This window comes from Microcoleus sp. FACHB-68, from assembly GCF_014695715.1.
Taxonomy (GTDB): domain Bacteria; phylum Cyanobacteriota; class Cyanobacteriia; order Cyanobacteriales; family Oscillatoriaceae; genus FACHB-68.
This window is the reverse complement of sequence record NZ_JACJOT010000017.1, coordinates 219,034-234,031: the sequence shown is the minus strand read 5'-3', so window position 1 is coordinate 234,031 and position 14,998 is coordinate 219,034. Positions and strand designations below refer to the sequence as shown.

The following is a 14,998-nucleotide window of genomic DNA, read 5'->3' as shown; positions in this document are numbered from 1 at the left end:
CGCTGATAGTTAACAGATGTAGAAGATCGTAGCGAATTTGCTAGCAGTTTTAACCTGTGTGTGCTGAAGTTTGATGGTTGTTTTGCTGTAATTGCAAGTTTTCGCGCCGGATCTTTGGCTTAATCCACTTTAAAATTATCTGCTACCTGCGCCAATGGTACACTTACGCAAAATTTGAGCCGGTACAGCAGCACAGCGGTATTGCAAAAGTCTGAAAGGCATTGGGGGGGTTCCCCCCAAACCCCCCATTGGTGGACGGGTGCGTCCCCCAAACCCCCTCCACAAGGGGTGATCTGTTGGGTATTCTGGTAAGTGAGAAATGTATGTATCTTCGTCTTAGCGAATATTTTCTGCGAGAAGTCACAAAGGCATTGGGGGGGTTCCCCCCAAACCCCCCATTGGTGGACGGGTGCGTCCCCCAAACCCCCTCCACAAGGGGTGATCTGTTGGGTATTTTGGTAAGTGAGAAGTCGTTTGTATTTTCGTCTCAGTGAATATTTTCTGCGAGAAGTCACAAAGGCATTGGGGGGGTTCCCCCCAAACCCCCCATTGGGTGACGGGTGCGTCCCCCAAACCCCCTCCACAAGGGGTTATCTGTTGGATGTTCTAGTATTGGATAAAGTCACAAAGGCATTGGGGGGGTTCCCCCCAAACCCCCCATTGGGTGACGGGTGCGTCCCCCAAACCCCCTCCACAAGGGGTTATCTGTGAGAATCATAAATTGAGGTTAATATATACAGTATATTTTGGTCTAAGTGAATATTTTCTATGCTGATGCTATGCCCCTCGGCAGTGGGGTCTATTTTGGTAGATTGAAAATTGTTTGTACTTGCCCTGACTTTCAGCGAATCAGCCGGCTCAAGGTTGCTTCCATGACTGCGGTTGTTTGACCGGCAACTGTAAAAACTAAGGCTTCCCGATAGACTCGCTGTGCGGCATGGTGTTTATAATTCGCAGCACCGCTAGAAACCGTTACCGCAGCAGTCGCACACCGGCACGCTAATTCTATCGCCCAAGCACGCAATTTCAACCGATCTGCGTCAGGTTGCCGGTAAGCTTCAAGTATGCCGGCACGACAGTTGAGCAGTTCCCGATCAAGGGCATCAAAAGTAGTGTTAATAAAGGGCAACTGCTTTGTTTTTGCTACCTCTTCTACAATATCAAGGCCGGCACGAGCGCAACCCAAGGCAAAAAAACTATGCTGCAATACATTCTTGCGATCATTTTCATGAATCCAACCTGCCGGCTTGATAAACACCACCCGTTCTTTCGGTAAAAACCACTGAGTTAACTGGGCAGTAACGGTGTTAGTCGATGCCATTGCCGCCAACTCCATCGGCTCACTAAATATAATTTTGCCACCGGCAGCTTGATAGGTTTCCACAAACGGCACTACCCCAAACACAGCGCCACCATCCGGCAACGTCGCGCCGGCAATAAATTCTTGAAAGCAGCCAAAGCCGGTGATCCAAGGCACGTAGCCATTGAGCAGAAAGCCGGCTGCAACAGGCTGCGCGACGAGTGCCGGTTCTCCCTGACGCCGCAATTGAGAAAAGCCAACACCTACTAACCGCTTGCCGGTGGCTAAATGGGGAAGATATTCTTGCTTAAGTGCTTCATTCTCACTTTTGGCTAAAAACCCGCCGGCGCTTTGGTGCTGAGTTTGCAAGAAAGCTAACGCACCGGAGTATCTAGTTACTATCTCTTGAAAGGTGCGAAAGGTTTCTTCACTGACTTCTGCTGCACCCCCGCTTTGGGGAACTCGCAGCGCTAGTAAGGAACGCTCACCGAGTCCTTTTAAAGCGGTTTGCAACGCCGCCGGATCGCTATCAATTTGGGCAGCTTGGGGTGCGACAAATTCACGCAAATAAGATTGAGCGATATCTAATAACGGGTGCCGGCAATCCATGTGATTTTATTCGCTGCAATTGTGCCGGTTAAGCTGGCAATGTCGGAACAAGAAGATTCATTTTACCCCAATACAAAATAGCCGATTTTATTGAGATTGCGTCCACAGCAACTTAATTCGCTGCTCAAATCCGCCCCTTTCTTTCCGTCTGCGGGTTTGCTCTGCTAAGACGGCTTCGCGTTCAATTCCACAGGTTAACATGACGGCATCAATCACTTCATATAGATCAGCCAATTCTTTGACCAAATCTTGAGAATTTGCGCTGGCAGCTTCTTGGGCTTCTTCTATCAGTTTGTCTCGCAAAGCTTGTCTATATTCATCCTGCGACATCGTTACTACTTCGCATTGATTGCCGGCTTTGTGAATAATTTCTGGAATCCGATCTCGCACAAGTTTGTTATATTCCTGAAACATCGCAAGTTCTCACTTATCAGTTCTCACATTAATTTTCTGACGCTTCACGTTGCTCTCGATTCTGAGCATCGAGAAACTTTAACTGCCGGTAAAGCATGGCAATTTGAGGCAATTCTACACCGGCACTCTGCGCCGCACGCCAAGGATTGCCTACAATTGCCTCTACCTCTAAGGGACGCTTTTCGTCATAGTCAATCTTCATGCTGGTTCGGTAAGGCTTCATTTTTGCAGTGTGATCGAGCATTTTTTGAATAAAACTATCGGGAATTGCGCGATTATATGCCGCTGCGCCGGCAACCACTTCTTGCATCAATTGCTCGACTAAAATGCGGATATGAGCATCTGCCATCAGCTCATCTGTCCTGGCATTTAAAATCACAGACAGCCCATTATAAGGAATATTCCAAACGAGTTTTTTCCATCGAGCAAGCATTAAATCTTCTGCCTGTTCGATGGGGATGCCGGCGCGTTCAAAATCACTGGCAATTAAACGCATTCGTTCTGTAATGCCAGCCGGTTGATAGTCTGGCGCATATTCCCCAAGCGTAACCGCACTGTAATCTAAATGGCGGATAAAACCAGGCCCGACTTTATTAGAACAGACAAAACACAACCCTCCCATTACACGTTCAGCACCAACAATTTTTGCAACTTCTGTCTCAATTCCCCAGCCATTTTGTAGTAGCAGAACTACGCTGCTGTCCTTGAGTGCTGCCGGCAACAGTTTCGGCAGTAAGTGATTGTAAGTGCTTTTTAACGCAATAACGACCACATCACATCGGGGCATTTCGTCGGCATTGCAATAAGCCTTCACGTGGGGAAGAACAAAATCCCCTTCTGGGGACTCCACGACTAACCCATGCTGTCGAACGTGTTCGTAATCGCTGTGCAGCAAGAAGTGGACATCTAAACCGGCCTTTTGCAGGCGAGAACCGTAGAACCCTCCTACTGCGCCGGTGCCGAGGATTGCATAAGTTCGATTGGTCATGTTAGAGCTACACCTCCTGTCGTCAAATTCTCCATCTTTTTTGTTTCACCCCTAACAATACTGCTGAAGTTTCGTGCCTTCAAGCTACCTAGTATTGGGGATTGGGGATTGGGCATTGGGCATGGGGGATTGGGCATGGGGCACTCAAACACTCACACCCTCAGCACTCAGCACTCAGGACTCAGGACTCCCCCTCAGCACTCCCCCGGCTGTGAGCGCTATGCTGAGGATAAATACCGGCAGGAGGAATTGAATAATGACAAATGAACAAGATAACAACTTTGAGCAAAACGAACCTGTAAATTCATCGGCACCGGCATCTGAGAAAGCACACGCACCGGACACCGGCAGCCACACCCCAACCAGTCAAACACAAATCAATCGATCTGAGAATCACTCGCTTTTTGACTCAATCGCTCAAGTAACCGCCGGCGTAGGCGAGGCACTTAACGCTGCAGCGCAAACCGGCCAAAACGTCATGCAGACTGCAGCGGGTGTGGGTGGGGCAATCGGCACAGTTGCCACTCAAGCCGGTCAAGCCGCCTTGACAACAGCCGCAGAGACGGCACAAACCGCAGCTAAACAAAGCCAGGAGATATTTGAGAAAGCGACACATGAAGCCGGTCGCGCCGCTAGCTTCATTGGGGATAATCCGGTGTTGCGACAAGTTTTGAAAGTGTTTCGGGCAGAATGGCTGCTGGGAATGGTGGGCCAAGTTGATACAGTGAAAGCTCAAGAAGCAGTCAGGAAGCTACAGCAAGAGCATCCCAACGAAACTCCCAACGAAATCGCTCATCGGATTATGTCAGAGAAAGCGATTCAAGCCGGCGGCGTTGGTTTAGTCAGCAGTCTTCTCCCAGGAGTCGCATTGGCGCTGCTAGCAATCGATTTGGCAGCGACGACACAACTGCAAGCGGAAATGATTTATCAGATCGCCGCCGCCTATGGCATGGATTTACAAGCACCGGCACGTCGCGGTGAAGTGATGGCGATTTTTGGGCTGTCCCTCGGTGGTAGTCAAGCGATGAAACTCGGCTTGGGTGTGCTGCGAAATGTGCCCCTAGCCGGTATGGCGATTGGTGCCGGCACGAATACGGTGATGCTTTACACCTTGGGATTCGCAGCGTGCCGGTTCTATGAAGCTAAAGTCGATCCCATGAGTTCGTCAGCAATCGCGCAAGCCATTCAGAAAGATAGCGAAGAATATCTAACAGTGGCACTGGCGCAGCAAAGCATTATGGATCAAATTTTGGCACAGACAATTTTGGCAAGTAACCCAAACAAATCCTGGGAAAATATTTTGCCAGAGTTAAAAGCATTGAATGTTAGCCCAACTTCGTTAGAAGTGATGACGGCTGAACTGAAATCGCCCCAACCTTTAGACCGGCTGGTTGAAAAGCTCAACCGAGACTTTGCTTTGCCTTTGCTGGTGAAATGTTACACCCTTTCGCAGCATGATGGCACAATAAACCCCGAAGAAGCGCGGTTGCTGGAAACCATTGCTGCCAAATTTGAGATTGATTTAAAAGCCGTTGAAGCGACTGTTAAATCCAATAACTCTAAGGCCGATTGAAGCTTAAACTTCTCGCAATTAGGCTATAAATTTGCAATGCAATCGATTAGGCTGTGCCTCACACCTTGCTGAATTCATATCAAGAGGTACAGCCTTGTTCAAAATGGAATTATAGCAATCTTAAGCTGCAACTAAAGCTTCTTGTCCATGCCGGCGTAACAGATCCATGAGTTCATCCCGGTAGTCGTGGAATATAGAATGGCGTTTAACGTTATAGCTGCGTTCAGGTAATTTGATCGTCATTTCTTTTCTGACTGTCCCAGGACGAGTTCCCAAAGCATAGATACGATTTGCAAGGAAAACCGCTTCTTCCACATCGTGGGTAATCATAAAGATTGTGATATTTGTGCGCTGCCAAAGGTCTAACATAAATTCGTGCATCGACTCTTTCGTATGAATATCCAAGGAACCAAAAGGTTCATCCATTAACAACACTTTGGGTTCCGCAACCAACGCCCGCGCAATTGCCACGCGTTGCTTCATCCCACCTGATAATTCTTTCGGTAATGTCTTGGCAAAATTAGTCAATCCTACGACATTTAAGTAATAGCTTGCTTGCTCACGCCGCATCTTCTTCGGCACACCTTGCAGCTTGAGTCCAAACTCAGCATTTTCCTGCACAGTCATCCAAGGATAAAGTGTGTAATGCTGAAATATCATACCCCGGTCAGGCCCAGGCCCAGTCACCGACTCTCCATCAATTGTGACTTCGCCAGATGTGGGCATATCAAGGCCGGCAATTTGTCGCAGCAAAGTAGACTTACCCGATCCCGACGCGCCCACAGCGCAGATAAATTCACCCCGCTTAATCGTCATGTTAATGTCCTTAAGGACAACTAACGAGCCATTTTTAGTATCAAAATGCTTGTGCAGATTTTTGATTTGCAAATACATGAGTGAAATCTCCTTAATTAGAACAAACTTTGCAATTGCTCAACAGAAAATCAAACAACCAACCACATCTCTGTAAGGCGTTAACCTTATCTGCGTTTTATCTGCGTTTATCTGCGTGCATCTGCGGTTTCTAATAAAATTCTCCCGGCAACAGAAACTATCGTTGTTGACTTGCCCACTTACAAGAAACTCTCAAAAAGTATTGAAACAACAGATCAAATGTCAACCCAATTACTCCAATTACAATCAATCCCACAAAAATTTCATCAGTTTTAAGAAATCGACCGGCCACGCTGATTCGCCGACCTAACCCTTCTGATGCGGCAATAAGTTCTGAGACAATGACTAACTGCCAAGCGGCTGCTAAGTTAATGCGACAGGCATCAAGAATTCCCGGCAATACATGGGGAAAAATCACCTGAAGCAGGGCTTGTAAACGGCTTCCTCCTAACATATAAGTAGCTTCAATTAAATCTTTGGATACGAATTTTACAGTATCCATCACCATCAGGGTGTTAAAGAAAAACACACCAATAAAAATTAGAGTAATTTTCGGTTCTTCTCCAATGCCTTGGTAGAGAATTAACAGCGGAATAAAGGCAGGTGCCGGCATATAACGCATTAACCCGAACAGCGGTTCTAGTAAGGCGCGAATACTGGCAAAGCTGCCCATCAATACCCCAATGGGGATGGAAAAAACTGCCGCAAAAATAAACCCGACACCAACGCGCCACAGACTTGCGACGGTATCCTTAAGCAGTTCGCGAGTCTTCCACAGCCGGCCAAATGCTTCAAGAACTTGAGCTGGCGAGGGTAAAAATTTAGGATCGATATTCCCAAAGGTAGTCACCAACCACCACAGCAGTAGGGGAACTCCAATCGAGGTAATCAGTAATGCCGTATTGAGCGGTTTGGGAATGTCTTCAGCGAGTTGCCAGAAAACAGTGGGATTGAGTTTTTTAGATCGGAGAAAGTCTCGAATCGATTCAGGATTTTGATTCATGACTAATTTTTACGAGGACAAGGAGAGGGATATATCGGTTTTTTTGCAAAGGTTCATTTTTTTTAACTGCAGATAAACGCAGATGTATGCAGATAATATATGTGTGGGAGGTTAAGGGTGTGATTGGATATTTTTAGGATTTTTTAAATTTCTCTGCGTAGGCTTTGACAAAGCGATCATCAAACAGCCGGCTGATATCTGGATTATTGCTTGCGAGTCCTACTTCCCTAAGAAATTTGCTCATTTCCTGGGCGGCAAATTGTAAGGAAGTCAAATCGTTACCCGGTTGAAAAGCTGTTAAATTTTCCTCAATTGTGAAAATCCGAGTGCCATCCGCATACTGTTTATATTCGTCAACAGATACTCCTGCTCGTTGCGCCATAATTTCATAAGATTTCTCTGGATTTGCCTCCATATATTCCAAGGTGGCAAACCAAGAATCAACTAATGCTTGAACGCGATCAGGATGTTCATCGACAAATTTACGGGTGAAGACGAGATGATCGGAAATTGCGCCGGTAAAATCTTTGGAACTAAATAGTTCTTTGCTACCCGAACGCTTCAATGCTTGAGTGGTAAAAGGAGCAAACACCGCTGTTGCATCGACTTGTCCTGCTACAAAGGCTGCGGCTGCTTTACCTGTTTCTAGGGGAATAAACTGAATGTCTTGAGGTGATAAACCGGCTTTCTTTAGCCCTAACAACAGCAGAAAGTGATCAACTGTGCCTTCTTCTGCGGCGACTTTTTTTCCTTTTAAGTCAGCAATTGAGTTAATGGCCTCGCTGACAATCACTTTATCATTGCCGGTGGAGTTATCGTTAACCAGCACAATCACTTGGTCTGCGCCACCGGATACAGAGTTAACCGTATCTCCCAGGGTTTGGCTATTTGCATCAATTTGGCCGGCTGTCAGCGTACTGATCGATTCCAAATACCCATCAAACCATTTCAAATCGACTGGAACGGTGTTTGCCTGAAAAATTCCTTGCTGTTGGGCGACTTGCCAAGGAAACCAACCGGGCCATGCGCTGAATCCTAAACGGACGCTGCCGGCACTTACTGAGGATGCCGTTTCGGTTTCGGTAGTTGTTTTGATGTAGATTGCCGGGTTAACGCAACCGACAACGAACGTCAGCGTGACAAGAAAAAGGATACAGAAAGATAGAGGTGATCGCACTCTCATAGCATCTCCTAGCGCAGAGATTGGTTGGGAGTTTTCAGCAGTTTGTTATTCGCTGTTAGCAAAGATAATTTTTAACAGAGCGGTTGACTATGTGTAGCAGGTAAAGCAGTCACCGCTTTGTTTCTTGTGATACAAAACATACAGATAGTTTGAAAAAGTAGAAACTTGATATCGTTCAAGCTTTTACATTTCTAGATCTTTAAGTTTTGTAAGAAATGCTGTTAGTGAGGGACTGGGTGAGCATCTTGCCCACCCCAACAACACTGGGGTTGATATTTTCTTCAGCAAACCCCTGAAAGTTCCTGTTGAGCAGTTGATGATTGAGCAAGCTGAGAGCGCACCCAATCAAACCAAGCTTCTAACCCTTCTCCAGTTTTTGCAGAAACGGGAATAATGGTGACATGAGGATTCATTTGTCGCACATTTGCCACAATCAGATCCACATCAACATCTAAATGGGGTGCTATATCCATCTTGGTGATTAATAGACAATCTGCTTCTTGAAACATTACTGGGTATTTTAGCGGTTTATCTTCCCCTTCTGTCACACTCAAAAGCGCAACTTTCAGGTGTTCGCCTACTTCAAATTCCGCAGGACAAACGAGATTCCCGACGTTTTCTACTAATACTAAATCGAATTCTGAGGGATTATATTCATGGGAGAGCCGGTGAATTCCGCCGGCAACCATTTTAGAATCTAAATGGCAAGACCGGCCCGTATTAATTGCAATCACCGGCACATTGTATTTCCGCAGGCGATCCGCATCCAATTCTGTGGTCATATCACCTTCAATGACTGCAATTTTGCACTCATTTGTCAGAACCGCAAGTGTTTTTTCCAGCAATGCAGTTTTGCCGGCACCGGGACTGCTCATAATATTTAAACAAGTAATCCCCCACTCATCGAAATGGGCGCGATTATGATCAGCCCCTTCCTGATTGGCGTGGAGCAAGTTAATTCCTAAAGCAGCGTCAAAAGTTTGGTGCATAATTCAGCTTTTGGAGTTTAGATGAATAGCGATAAATGGCAACGATATTACTCTTCGCTTTTACTGGAAGTAACAACATCAGGTTGCGAATATTCAATGCGCTCAATTTTCAGTTCTCGCCCTGAGCGAATATCATCCATTGGAGACTGACAAGTTGGGCAAGCATATTGAATACCAATTTCAGGACGATATTCCTGCCGGCATTGATGGCAGAAAGCAATCAGCGGCGTTTCTTCAATAACTAATTCTGCGCCATCTAGAAACGTATTGCGGGTTTGAACTTCAAAGGCAAATTGCAAACTCACAGGTTCAACACAAGTAAATTGACCGACTGTTAGATGAACCTGAGAAATTTTGGGGCGATCTGGTTGTTCTTTCCACCATTTTCGCACCGTTACAATCAGCGCTTTGGTCATATCAGTTTCGTGCATGGATCTACCCAAATCTAATGCAAATATTCGAGTTATAGAGACGCAATTTCTCGCGCCTCTAAACTTTTATGACCACGCAACCATTTCCGGTTGTGACTCTGGAAAAATATAGGCCGGCTTCTGCTTCCGTGGCAGTTGTCCCGACAGCACTAAATGAGCCATTGTGTCACAAATTACGCGAGTTGCCATGAGTGAAGTAATATCGCTGATGTCATAAGGTGGAGAAACTTCCACAACTTCCAACCCGCAAACCGGGGCACGCTGCACAATTTTTGCTAATAAAGCTAAGGCTTCACGAGGCAGTAATCCACCGGGTTCTGGCCAACCTGTACCGGGGACAAATCCGGCATCAATGCAATCAATATCAAAGCTGATATAAACGCAGTCAGTGCCATCTAAGGCGCGTTCTAAGGCGAAATCGACGGCGGCATCAATTCCTTTTTCTACAATGTCAGTAACGGTGAGAATATTAGTCGCGCGTTCCCGGCAAACTTTTACACCCTGACGAGGCACTTGCCAACCGCCAATTCCCAGTTGTACCAAGTTTTTCGCTGGGGCGTTTTTCATGTTGGTGGCATGAAACCAAGGACAGGTGTGCATCCGTTCGTCGAGGTCAGTTTCTTGGGTGTCGGCGTGGCGATCAAAGTGAATAATGCCAACTTTTTTATCCCCTAAATGCCGGCAAATCCCCCGTACTGTGGGGAAACCAATGGAATGATCGCCGCCTAAAATAATCGGAAATGCACCCGAACTAAAGATGTGAGCGATACCTTTAGAAATCTGATCAAATGACTTTTCATTATTAGCGGGAATCGTGAAAATATCCCCGACATCGCAAAGCGTAATTTGTTCGCGCAGATCAACACCTAACTCGAAGTTGTAGGGGGTATAGAGTGCAGAAATCCGCCGAATTCCTTGAGGGCCAAATCTTGTACCGGGACGATAAGTGGTTCCGGAGTCATGAGGAACACCGACAATTGCAACATCATATTCTCCAACCTTACGCACATCTTCTACATAAGGCGCTTTGAGAAAGGTGTTAATACCGGCATAATGAGGCAGTTCACCGCGAGAAAATGTGGGAATGCTGCGATCTTGAATACTTGATGCTGCTTCCAAGCCGTATTCCAGCCCTTTTGATACCTCTTGCTGCCAGCCGGTTAGGGGCAATCTCGCTTCCAATTCTAAAGCGCGTTGCGCTTCCGATGCAATGTGCCCGTTATTTGTCGATGGGCTTTGGAACATGGGGTTTTCTGAAGGATTTTCAGTCATGTAAATACCCTAAAAATTTTCAACACAACAAAATGAGGAATTTGCGCTCGTCAACGCCGAAAGCCCAGGAGAACAAGCTCAGTCTCAGCGACTGGTACGTTCCTCCCGGGCTTTTATCCCGCCGTGTAACTAGCGAATTCCTCACAAAAAACTATAAGTTTTGGAGAAGCCAGCTTACCTCTCTCGGACCAGCATTTGAGCAACGGCAATTTGAAATTAGATTTATATTGCGCGGCTCAAACCGGAACCCTAGAGGCCATTAAATTTTTTACTTCGTATCTATGAGTTCTCTCAAAATCGTTGAAGTTTCAACTGTATTAACTACCGTCTTGGATAACTTCTGAACGCTTTTAAGAGTCTCTCCTGTACTTTCTAGTACATAAATTAGCAATGAGTTTATTTAAAAAAAGTATCGTAATTTACCAAATATCTGTAAATACTTGATTTTGTCTTCACTCTAAAAATTTTCTGAGACATGATGCAGCATCCGCTCGTCAATTCTTTGTCAGTTTCAGATTTTTTAGGTTGAATAATTGCCGGCAACCCCAAAACCTTGCTGAAGTCAAGATAATTAACCTGAGTTCGGGTTAAGCAGAAGGGAGAAAAAAGGCATCGATATTGAAAGAAAGCTTCTTAGAATGAAGGCAATAGAGCGCACTTTCGCCTGCCTGGGTCGCAACCGGCGTCTGAGCAAAGATTATGAGGCGCTGCCGCCTAGCCCAGAAGCCTTCGTATACGTGTCCATGCTCTGCCTCATGCTCAAGCGGCTCACCAAGCCAAAGCCGGCGAAACGCCAATTTCACGCCATATGAAACACGCGCTTACAAGGATCACCGTAGAAAACCCAGAAAAAAGTGACTTATAGGTATTGCACCATTATGTAGTGCGCTATATAATAGTTGTTGACTGGATTTAAAAATGGATAACAACTCGAACATCAACCAACGGCGACAGGTGGGGAGGCAGCTTTCGTTTGCCCTCTATAGTGCGTCGAACCGCGTCATTCGGCTTCATCGGCCCTTTCTTGAGCCTTTGGGCCTGACCTATCCTCAGTTTCTGGTCATGCTCGCTCTCTACGAGGGCACCCCGCGCACTGTTGGGGAAGTAGGGCTTGAACTGGGTATGGATAACGGAACCTTGACGCCCCTCTTAAAGCGCCTTGAGAGCGCGGGGTTGGTGACGCGCACCCGTGACCAGCAGGACGAACGCCGCGTTCTTATCGATCTGACAGAAGCGGGCGAGGCACTCCGCGAGGCAGCGTGCTCGATCCCTGAAAAGATCGAGACGGCCTGCCGTCTCTCCGATGAAGACCTTGCCGAGCTTCGCGACACGTTGAACGGGCTGGCAATACCCCGTTTAGCCAAGGCTCTCGACCACGAACCACCTTCCAACTGACACCATCTTTTGAGGTTTCACGATGTCAAACGCAACACACCTTTCAAACGGTCTCATTGAATTAGAAAATGAACCATCACAAACACTCTCTTTTGAAGAGACAGTTCGAGCGCGCCGCTCATTCCGCTCATTTTTACCAACACCCGTCCCTAACGCTCAAATTTTGCAAGTCTTGGAAGATGCACAATATTCTCCATCGAATTGCAACACGCAGCCGTGGAACACACACATCGTTTCGGGCGAAAAGATCAAAGAATTGGGCCGCATTCTAACCGAGCAAAACGAAGCGGAGAATTTCACGCCGGATTTTAGCTTCGATATGGAGTGCTTTTATGGCACCTATAGTGAACGCCGAATTGAACACGGCAAAACCTTTTATGAGGCGATGGGTGTGGCGCGGGGCGACAAGATCGCGCGTCATAAAGCCGCTGCAAAAAATTACACCTTCTACGGTGCACCTCATGTCGCTCTGCTGTTCATGCCTTCCTTTGGAGATAATGTGCGCGTTGGCGGTGACATTGGAATGTATGGCCAGACGTTTTTGTTGTCTCTGACGGCGCGCGGTTTAGGAGGTATTCCGCAGACCGCCATTGGCTTTTTTGCACAGACCATCCGCGAATATTTGGGTATCTCCGATGAACTCAAGCTGATGTTTGCCATTGCGTTTGGCTATCCAGACTTCACAGCACCAGTCAACAGTGTTCGGATGGGGCGCGTTCCCGTCTCAGAGAGCGTGACCTTTCACCATTAAAAAATGTTCGGATGAGGATGATTGGTCATTTAACAACAGATGTAACCCACAGACCAGAAGTAAAAGCCGCGCTGGCGCAGGCTGACGCCTGACAGATTGCTGGCTACCGCGCCGAGGCGGACGAGGCCGGGCGCCCCTACTTCGAGAATCACTCGGGGTAAGACCGGCCCAAATGATGTACAGCAGTGGAATGAGACTCTTACCCAGTAAAAGGAAATCGTTTTATGAAGATAGGCATTCTTGGCACTGGCCATATCGGAAAGACTTTGGCACGCAAACTCAGTGCGGCTGGACATGACGTGAAGGTGGCCAACTCTCGCGGCCCCGAGACCATCGAGGCCGATGTGCTGGCTTTCGGCGCACGCGCGGTATCGACGGCTGAAGCTGTCGAGGACGTTGAAGTGGTGATCCTCTCGATCCCTCTCAACCGCATTCCCACAATCGCGCCACTGATCGCCAACCTACCAGCCGAGACAGTCGTCATCGACACGTCCAATTACTATCCCCACCGCGACGACAAGATCGATGCTATCGAGGCCGGGCAGGTTGAGAGCCTTTGGGTGGCCGAACAGCTAGGCCGGCCGATCGCCAAGGCGTGGAACGCGATCGGGTCTGGCTCCTTCGCCACTAAGGGCAAGCCTGCTGGAAGCCCTGACCGTATCGCCCTCCCTGTCGCTGCTGACCGCGAGAAGGATCGCTCCGTGGCGATGGCCCTCGTCGAAGACACCGGGCTTGATGCTTTCGACGCCGGCACGCTTGCCGATTCGTGGCGCCAGCAGCCCGGATCGCCCTGTTACTGCACAGACCTCAGCCGCGAGGAGATGCCTGCCGCGCTCGCCTCGGCGGAACGTGAGCGCTTGCCCAGGCGCCGCGAGCTTGCGATCGAGGCGATCGTGGAGCGGGTGGGTGATAGCACTACCAACCCTGATTCTGACTATGCCGTGCGCCTGACCCGCGCGCTGTTCATGTGAAGGCGGTCATGGGCTGGAGAACAACTTCCCCGCCCGTCACGCCTCTTCCCGTTCGACATCCACACAAACAACCGCAGAGCAATCATGGCGACCGACAACAGCCCACTCATCTTCCTTATGGGCGTCACCGGCCAGACCGGCCGCTTCATTTTGGAGGATTTCGACCGAAACTCGAGCGACGCACGCATCCGTATCGGGGTACGCAAGCAGGAGGATCTGGAGCGGTTGCACAATGAAGGTCGCGACGCGGTGCTGTTCGACCTCGACGATCCGCGCACATTCGGGCCCGCGCTCTGCGGTGTCGAGCGGCTCAATATCCTGACCGGCTACACGATCGCCATGACGCACCAGACCAAGACGCTGGTCGATGCCGCCAAGAAGGCAGGGGTGAAACACATCGTCAATCAGGGCGTCTTTGCCAACGACGACTGCACCGACTCGAAATTCTCCTGGTTCGCGCTGGTCGAGTGCTACATCGAGGCCAGTGGCATACCCTGGACACATCTGCACCCCAATATGTTCATGGATGGAATGTTGAACGTGTCGCCGCCGACGGGCGGTTCGTTCCCGGTGTTCTGGGGAGAGCAGCGGGTCGGCTACATCGCCGTTACAGATATTGCGGCGGTCACGGCTAAGGTCTTGCGCGACGGACCCGAGAACCACGCCTCGAAGAACTATTATCTCAGCACCGAGACGATGACGGGGCCCGAACTCGCCATCATGTTGAGCGAGGTCATGGGCCGCACGATCACCTGCGACGTGCGCCATCCAGCGGACATGGAAGCCTTGTTCAAGGCGGGCGGGTTGAAGGTCGAGGACTGGTACGCCAAGAGCTCGATAGAATTCTGCACACAACTCGCCGACGGGCGGCTGGGCTATTTCGGCACGGTGCGCGACGACATCCCATATCTGCTGGGTCGGCCCGGAACCAGTTTCCGTGCTTGGGCGACAGCACACCGGGCCGAACTGCTCGATCTGGTCGATCGGCGCGCCGACGAAACTCCCACGGAATAAGCCGGCGATTTTCGCAGGTGGGAGTGGTCGCAGAAGCGCCTTACCGTCGAAGACACCGGGCTTGATGCTTTTGACGCCGGCACGCTCGCCGATTCGTGGCGTCAGCAACCAGGCACGCCCTGCTATTGCACTGATCTCACGCGTGAACAGATGGCGGCAGCGCTGGCAATTGCCGACGCATCACGATCGCCAAAGCGCCGGGACTTGGCAG

The 14,998-nt window shown here is 48.8% G+C and carries 15 protein-coding genes; 6 read left to right on the top strand and 9 right to left on the bottom strand.

What is annotated here, in order from left to right:
• Window positions 1–841: 841 nt before the first annotated feature.
• The 3 genes from H6F73_RS23385 to H6F73_RS23375 all read right to left on the bottom strand — a co-directional run bounded on the left by H6F73_RS23385 (window position 842) and on the right by H6F73_RS23375 (window position 3,311).
• A complete protein-coding gene (locus tag H6F73_RS23385; RefSeq protein WP_190761158.1) occupies window positions 842–1,909 on the bottom strand; it encodes an acyl-CoA dehydrogenase family protein in 1,068 nt (355 codons plus the stop codon).
• A gap of 87 nt (window positions 1,910–1,996) precedes the next feature.
• Window positions 1,997–2,323, bottom strand: coding sequence for a nucleoside triphosphate pyrophosphohydrolase (locus tag H6F73_RS23380; RefSeq protein WP_190761157.1), 327 nt, complete (start codon window positions 2,321–2,323; stop codon window positions 1,997–1,999).
• 28 nt (window positions 2,324–2,351) lie between these two features.
• Complete coding sequence (locus tag H6F73_RS23375; protein ID WP_190761156.1) at window positions 2,352–3,311, bottom strand: putative 2-dehydropantoate 2-reductase; 960 nt, start codon at window positions 3,309–3,311, stop codon at window positions 2,352–2,354.
• Between the two features lie 135 nt (window positions 3,312–3,446).
• On the opposite strand from H6F73_RS23375, the gene H6F73_RS27135 reads away from it, so the two are divergent.
• Window positions 3,447–3,578: a hypothetical protein gene (locus H6F73_RS27135; protein ID WP_277882645.1), complete on the top strand. Its 132-nt coding sequence runs from the start codon at window positions 3,447–3,449 to the stop codon at window positions 3,576–3,578.
• Window positions 3,568–4,884: a hypothetical protein gene (locus H6F73_RS23370; RefSeq protein WP_190761155.1), complete on the top strand. Its 1,317-nt coding sequence runs from the start codon at window positions 3,568–3,570 to the stop codon at window positions 4,882–4,884. The genes H6F73_RS27135 and H6F73_RS23370 overlap by 11 nt, the downstream gene beginning before the upstream one ends.
• A gap of 120 nt (window positions 4,885–5,004) precedes the next feature.
• On the opposite strand, the gene H6F73_RS23365 is transcribed toward H6F73_RS23370, so the two are convergent.
• The 6 genes from H6F73_RS23365 to speB form a co-directional block, all read right to left on the bottom strand.
• Complete coding sequence (locus H6F73_RS23365; protein WP_190761154.1) at window positions 5,005–5,778, bottom strand: ABC transporter ATP-binding protein; 774 nt, start codon at window positions 5,776–5,778, stop codon at window positions 5,005–5,007.
• A 157-nt stretch (window positions 5,779–5,935) separates the two neighbouring features.
• Entirely contained in the window at window positions 5,936–6,781 is an 846-nt protein-coding gene (locus tag H6F73_RS23360; RefSeq protein WP_190761153.1) for an ABC transporter permease, read from the bottom strand.
• Window positions 6,782–6,914: 133 nt separating this feature from the next.
• A complete protein-coding gene (locus tag H6F73_RS23355) occupies window positions 6,915–7,964 on the bottom strand; it encodes an ABC transporter substrate-binding protein (RefSeq protein ID WP_190761152.1) in 1,050 nt (349 codons plus the stop codon).
• A 281-nt stretch (window positions 7,965–8,245) separates the two neighbouring features.
• Window positions 8,246–8,953, bottom strand: a complete 708-nt coding sequence (gene hypB, locus H6F73_RS23350) for a hydrogenase nickel incorporation protein HypB (RefSeq protein ID WP_190761151.1) — start codon at window positions 8,951–8,953, stop codon at window positions 8,246–8,248.
• Window positions 8,954–9,000: 47 nt separating this feature from the next.
• On the bottom strand, window positions 9,001–9,384 hold the full coding sequence (gene hypA / locus H6F73_RS23345; RefSeq protein ID WP_190761150.1) for a hydrogenase maturation nickel metallochaperone HypA: 384 nt from the start codon (window positions 9,382–9,384) through the stop codon (window positions 9,001–9,003).
• A 66-nt stretch (window positions 9,385–9,450) separates the two neighbouring features.
• Window positions 9,451–10,656 carry an agmatinase gene (speB, locus tag H6F73_RS23340; RefSeq protein ID WP_190761149.1) on the bottom strand — a complete coding sequence of 402 codons (1,206 nt, stop codon included), beginning with the start codon at window positions 10,654–10,656 and terminating at the stop codon, window positions 9,451–9,453.
• Window positions 10,657–11,574: 918 nt separating this feature from the next.
• Here speB and H6F73_RS23330 point away from each other — a divergent pair.
• From H6F73_RS23330 to H6F73_RS23315, 4 genes are all read left to right on the top strand, one after another.
• Window positions 11,575–12,051, top strand: coding sequence for a MarR family transcriptional regulator (locus tag H6F73_RS23330; RefSeq protein ID WP_190761147.1), 477 nt, complete (start codon window positions 11,575–11,577; stop codon window positions 12,049–12,051).
• Window positions 12,052–12,073: 22 nt separating this feature from the next.
• On the top strand, window positions 12,074–12,802 hold the full coding sequence (locus H6F73_RS23325) for a nitroreductase (protein WP_190761146.1): 729 nt from the start codon (window positions 12,074–12,076) through the stop codon (window positions 12,800–12,802).
• A 224-nt stretch (window positions 12,803–13,026) separates the two neighbouring features.
• Entirely contained in the window at window positions 13,027–13,773 is a 747-nt protein-coding gene (locus H6F73_RS23320) for an NAD(P)-binding domain-containing protein (RefSeq protein ID WP_190761145.1), read from the top strand.
• 84 nt (window positions 13,774–13,857) lie between these two features.
• The gene (locus H6F73_RS23315; protein WP_190761144.1) at window positions 13,858–14,787 is read left to right on the top strand and encodes an NmrA family NAD(P)-binding protein; all 930 of its coding nucleotides are present in this window, start codon (window positions 13,858–13,860) and stop codon (window positions 14,785–14,787) included.
• Window positions 14,788–14,998: the final 211 nt, after the last annotated feature.

Bases quoted from the DNA above. Each gene is read 5' to 3' on its own strand.
- H6F73_RS23385 (WP_190761158.1), bottom strand. From the start codon at position 1,909: ATGGATTGCCGGCACCCGTTATTAGATATCGCTCAATCTTATTTGCGT.
- H6F73_RS23380 (WP_190761157.1), bottom strand. From the start codon at position 2,323: ATGTTTCAGGAATATAACAAACTTGTGCGAGATCGGATTCCAGAAATT.
- H6F73_RS23375 (WP_190761156.1), bottom strand. From the start codon at position 3,311: ATGACCAATCGAACTTATGCAATCCTCGGCACCGGCGCAGTAGGAGGG.
- H6F73_RS27135 (WP_277882645.1), top strand. From the start codon at position 3,447: ATGGGGCACTCAAACACTCACACCCTCAGCACTCAGCACTCAGGACTC.
- H6F73_RS23370 (WP_190761155.1), top strand. From the start codon at position 3,568: ATGACAAATGAACAAGATAACAACTTTGAGCAAAACGAACCTGTAAAT.
- H6F73_RS23365 (WP_190761154.1), bottom strand. From the start codon at position 5,778: ATGTATTTGCAAATCAAAAATCTGCACAAGCATTTTGATACTAAAAAT.
- H6F73_RS23360 (WP_190761153.1), bottom strand. From the start codon at position 6,781: ATGAATCAAAATCCTGAATCGATTCGAGACTTTCTCCGATCTAAAAAA.
- H6F73_RS23355 (WP_190761152.1), bottom strand. From the start codon at position 7,964: ATGAGAGTGCGATCACCTCTATCTTTCTGTATCCTTTTTCTTGTCACG.
- hypB (WP_190761151.1), bottom strand. From the start codon at position 8,953: ATGCACCAAACTTTTGACGCTGCTTTAGGAATTAACTTGCTCCACGCC.
- hypA (WP_190761150.1), bottom strand. From the start codon at position 9,384: ATGCACGAAACTGATATGACCAAAGCGCTGATTGTAACGGTGCGAAAA.
- speB (WP_190761149.1), bottom strand. From the start codon at position 10,656: ATGACTGAAAATCCTTCAGAAAACCCCATGTTCCAAAGCCCATCGACA.
- H6F73_RS23330 (WP_190761147.1), top strand. From the start codon at position 11,575: ATGGATAACAACTCGAACATCAACCAACGGCGACAGGTGGGGAGGCAG.
- H6F73_RS23325 (WP_190761146.1), top strand. From the start codon at position 12,074: ATGTCAAACGCAACACACCTTTCAAACGGTCTCATTGAATTAGAAAAT.
- H6F73_RS23320 (WP_190761145.1), top strand. From the start codon at position 13,027: ATGAAGATAGGCATTCTTGGCACTGGCCATATCGGAAAGACTTTGGCA.
- H6F73_RS23315 (WP_190761144.1), top strand. From the start codon at position 13,858: ATGGCGACCGACAACAGCCCACTCATCTTCCTTATGGGCGTCACCGGC.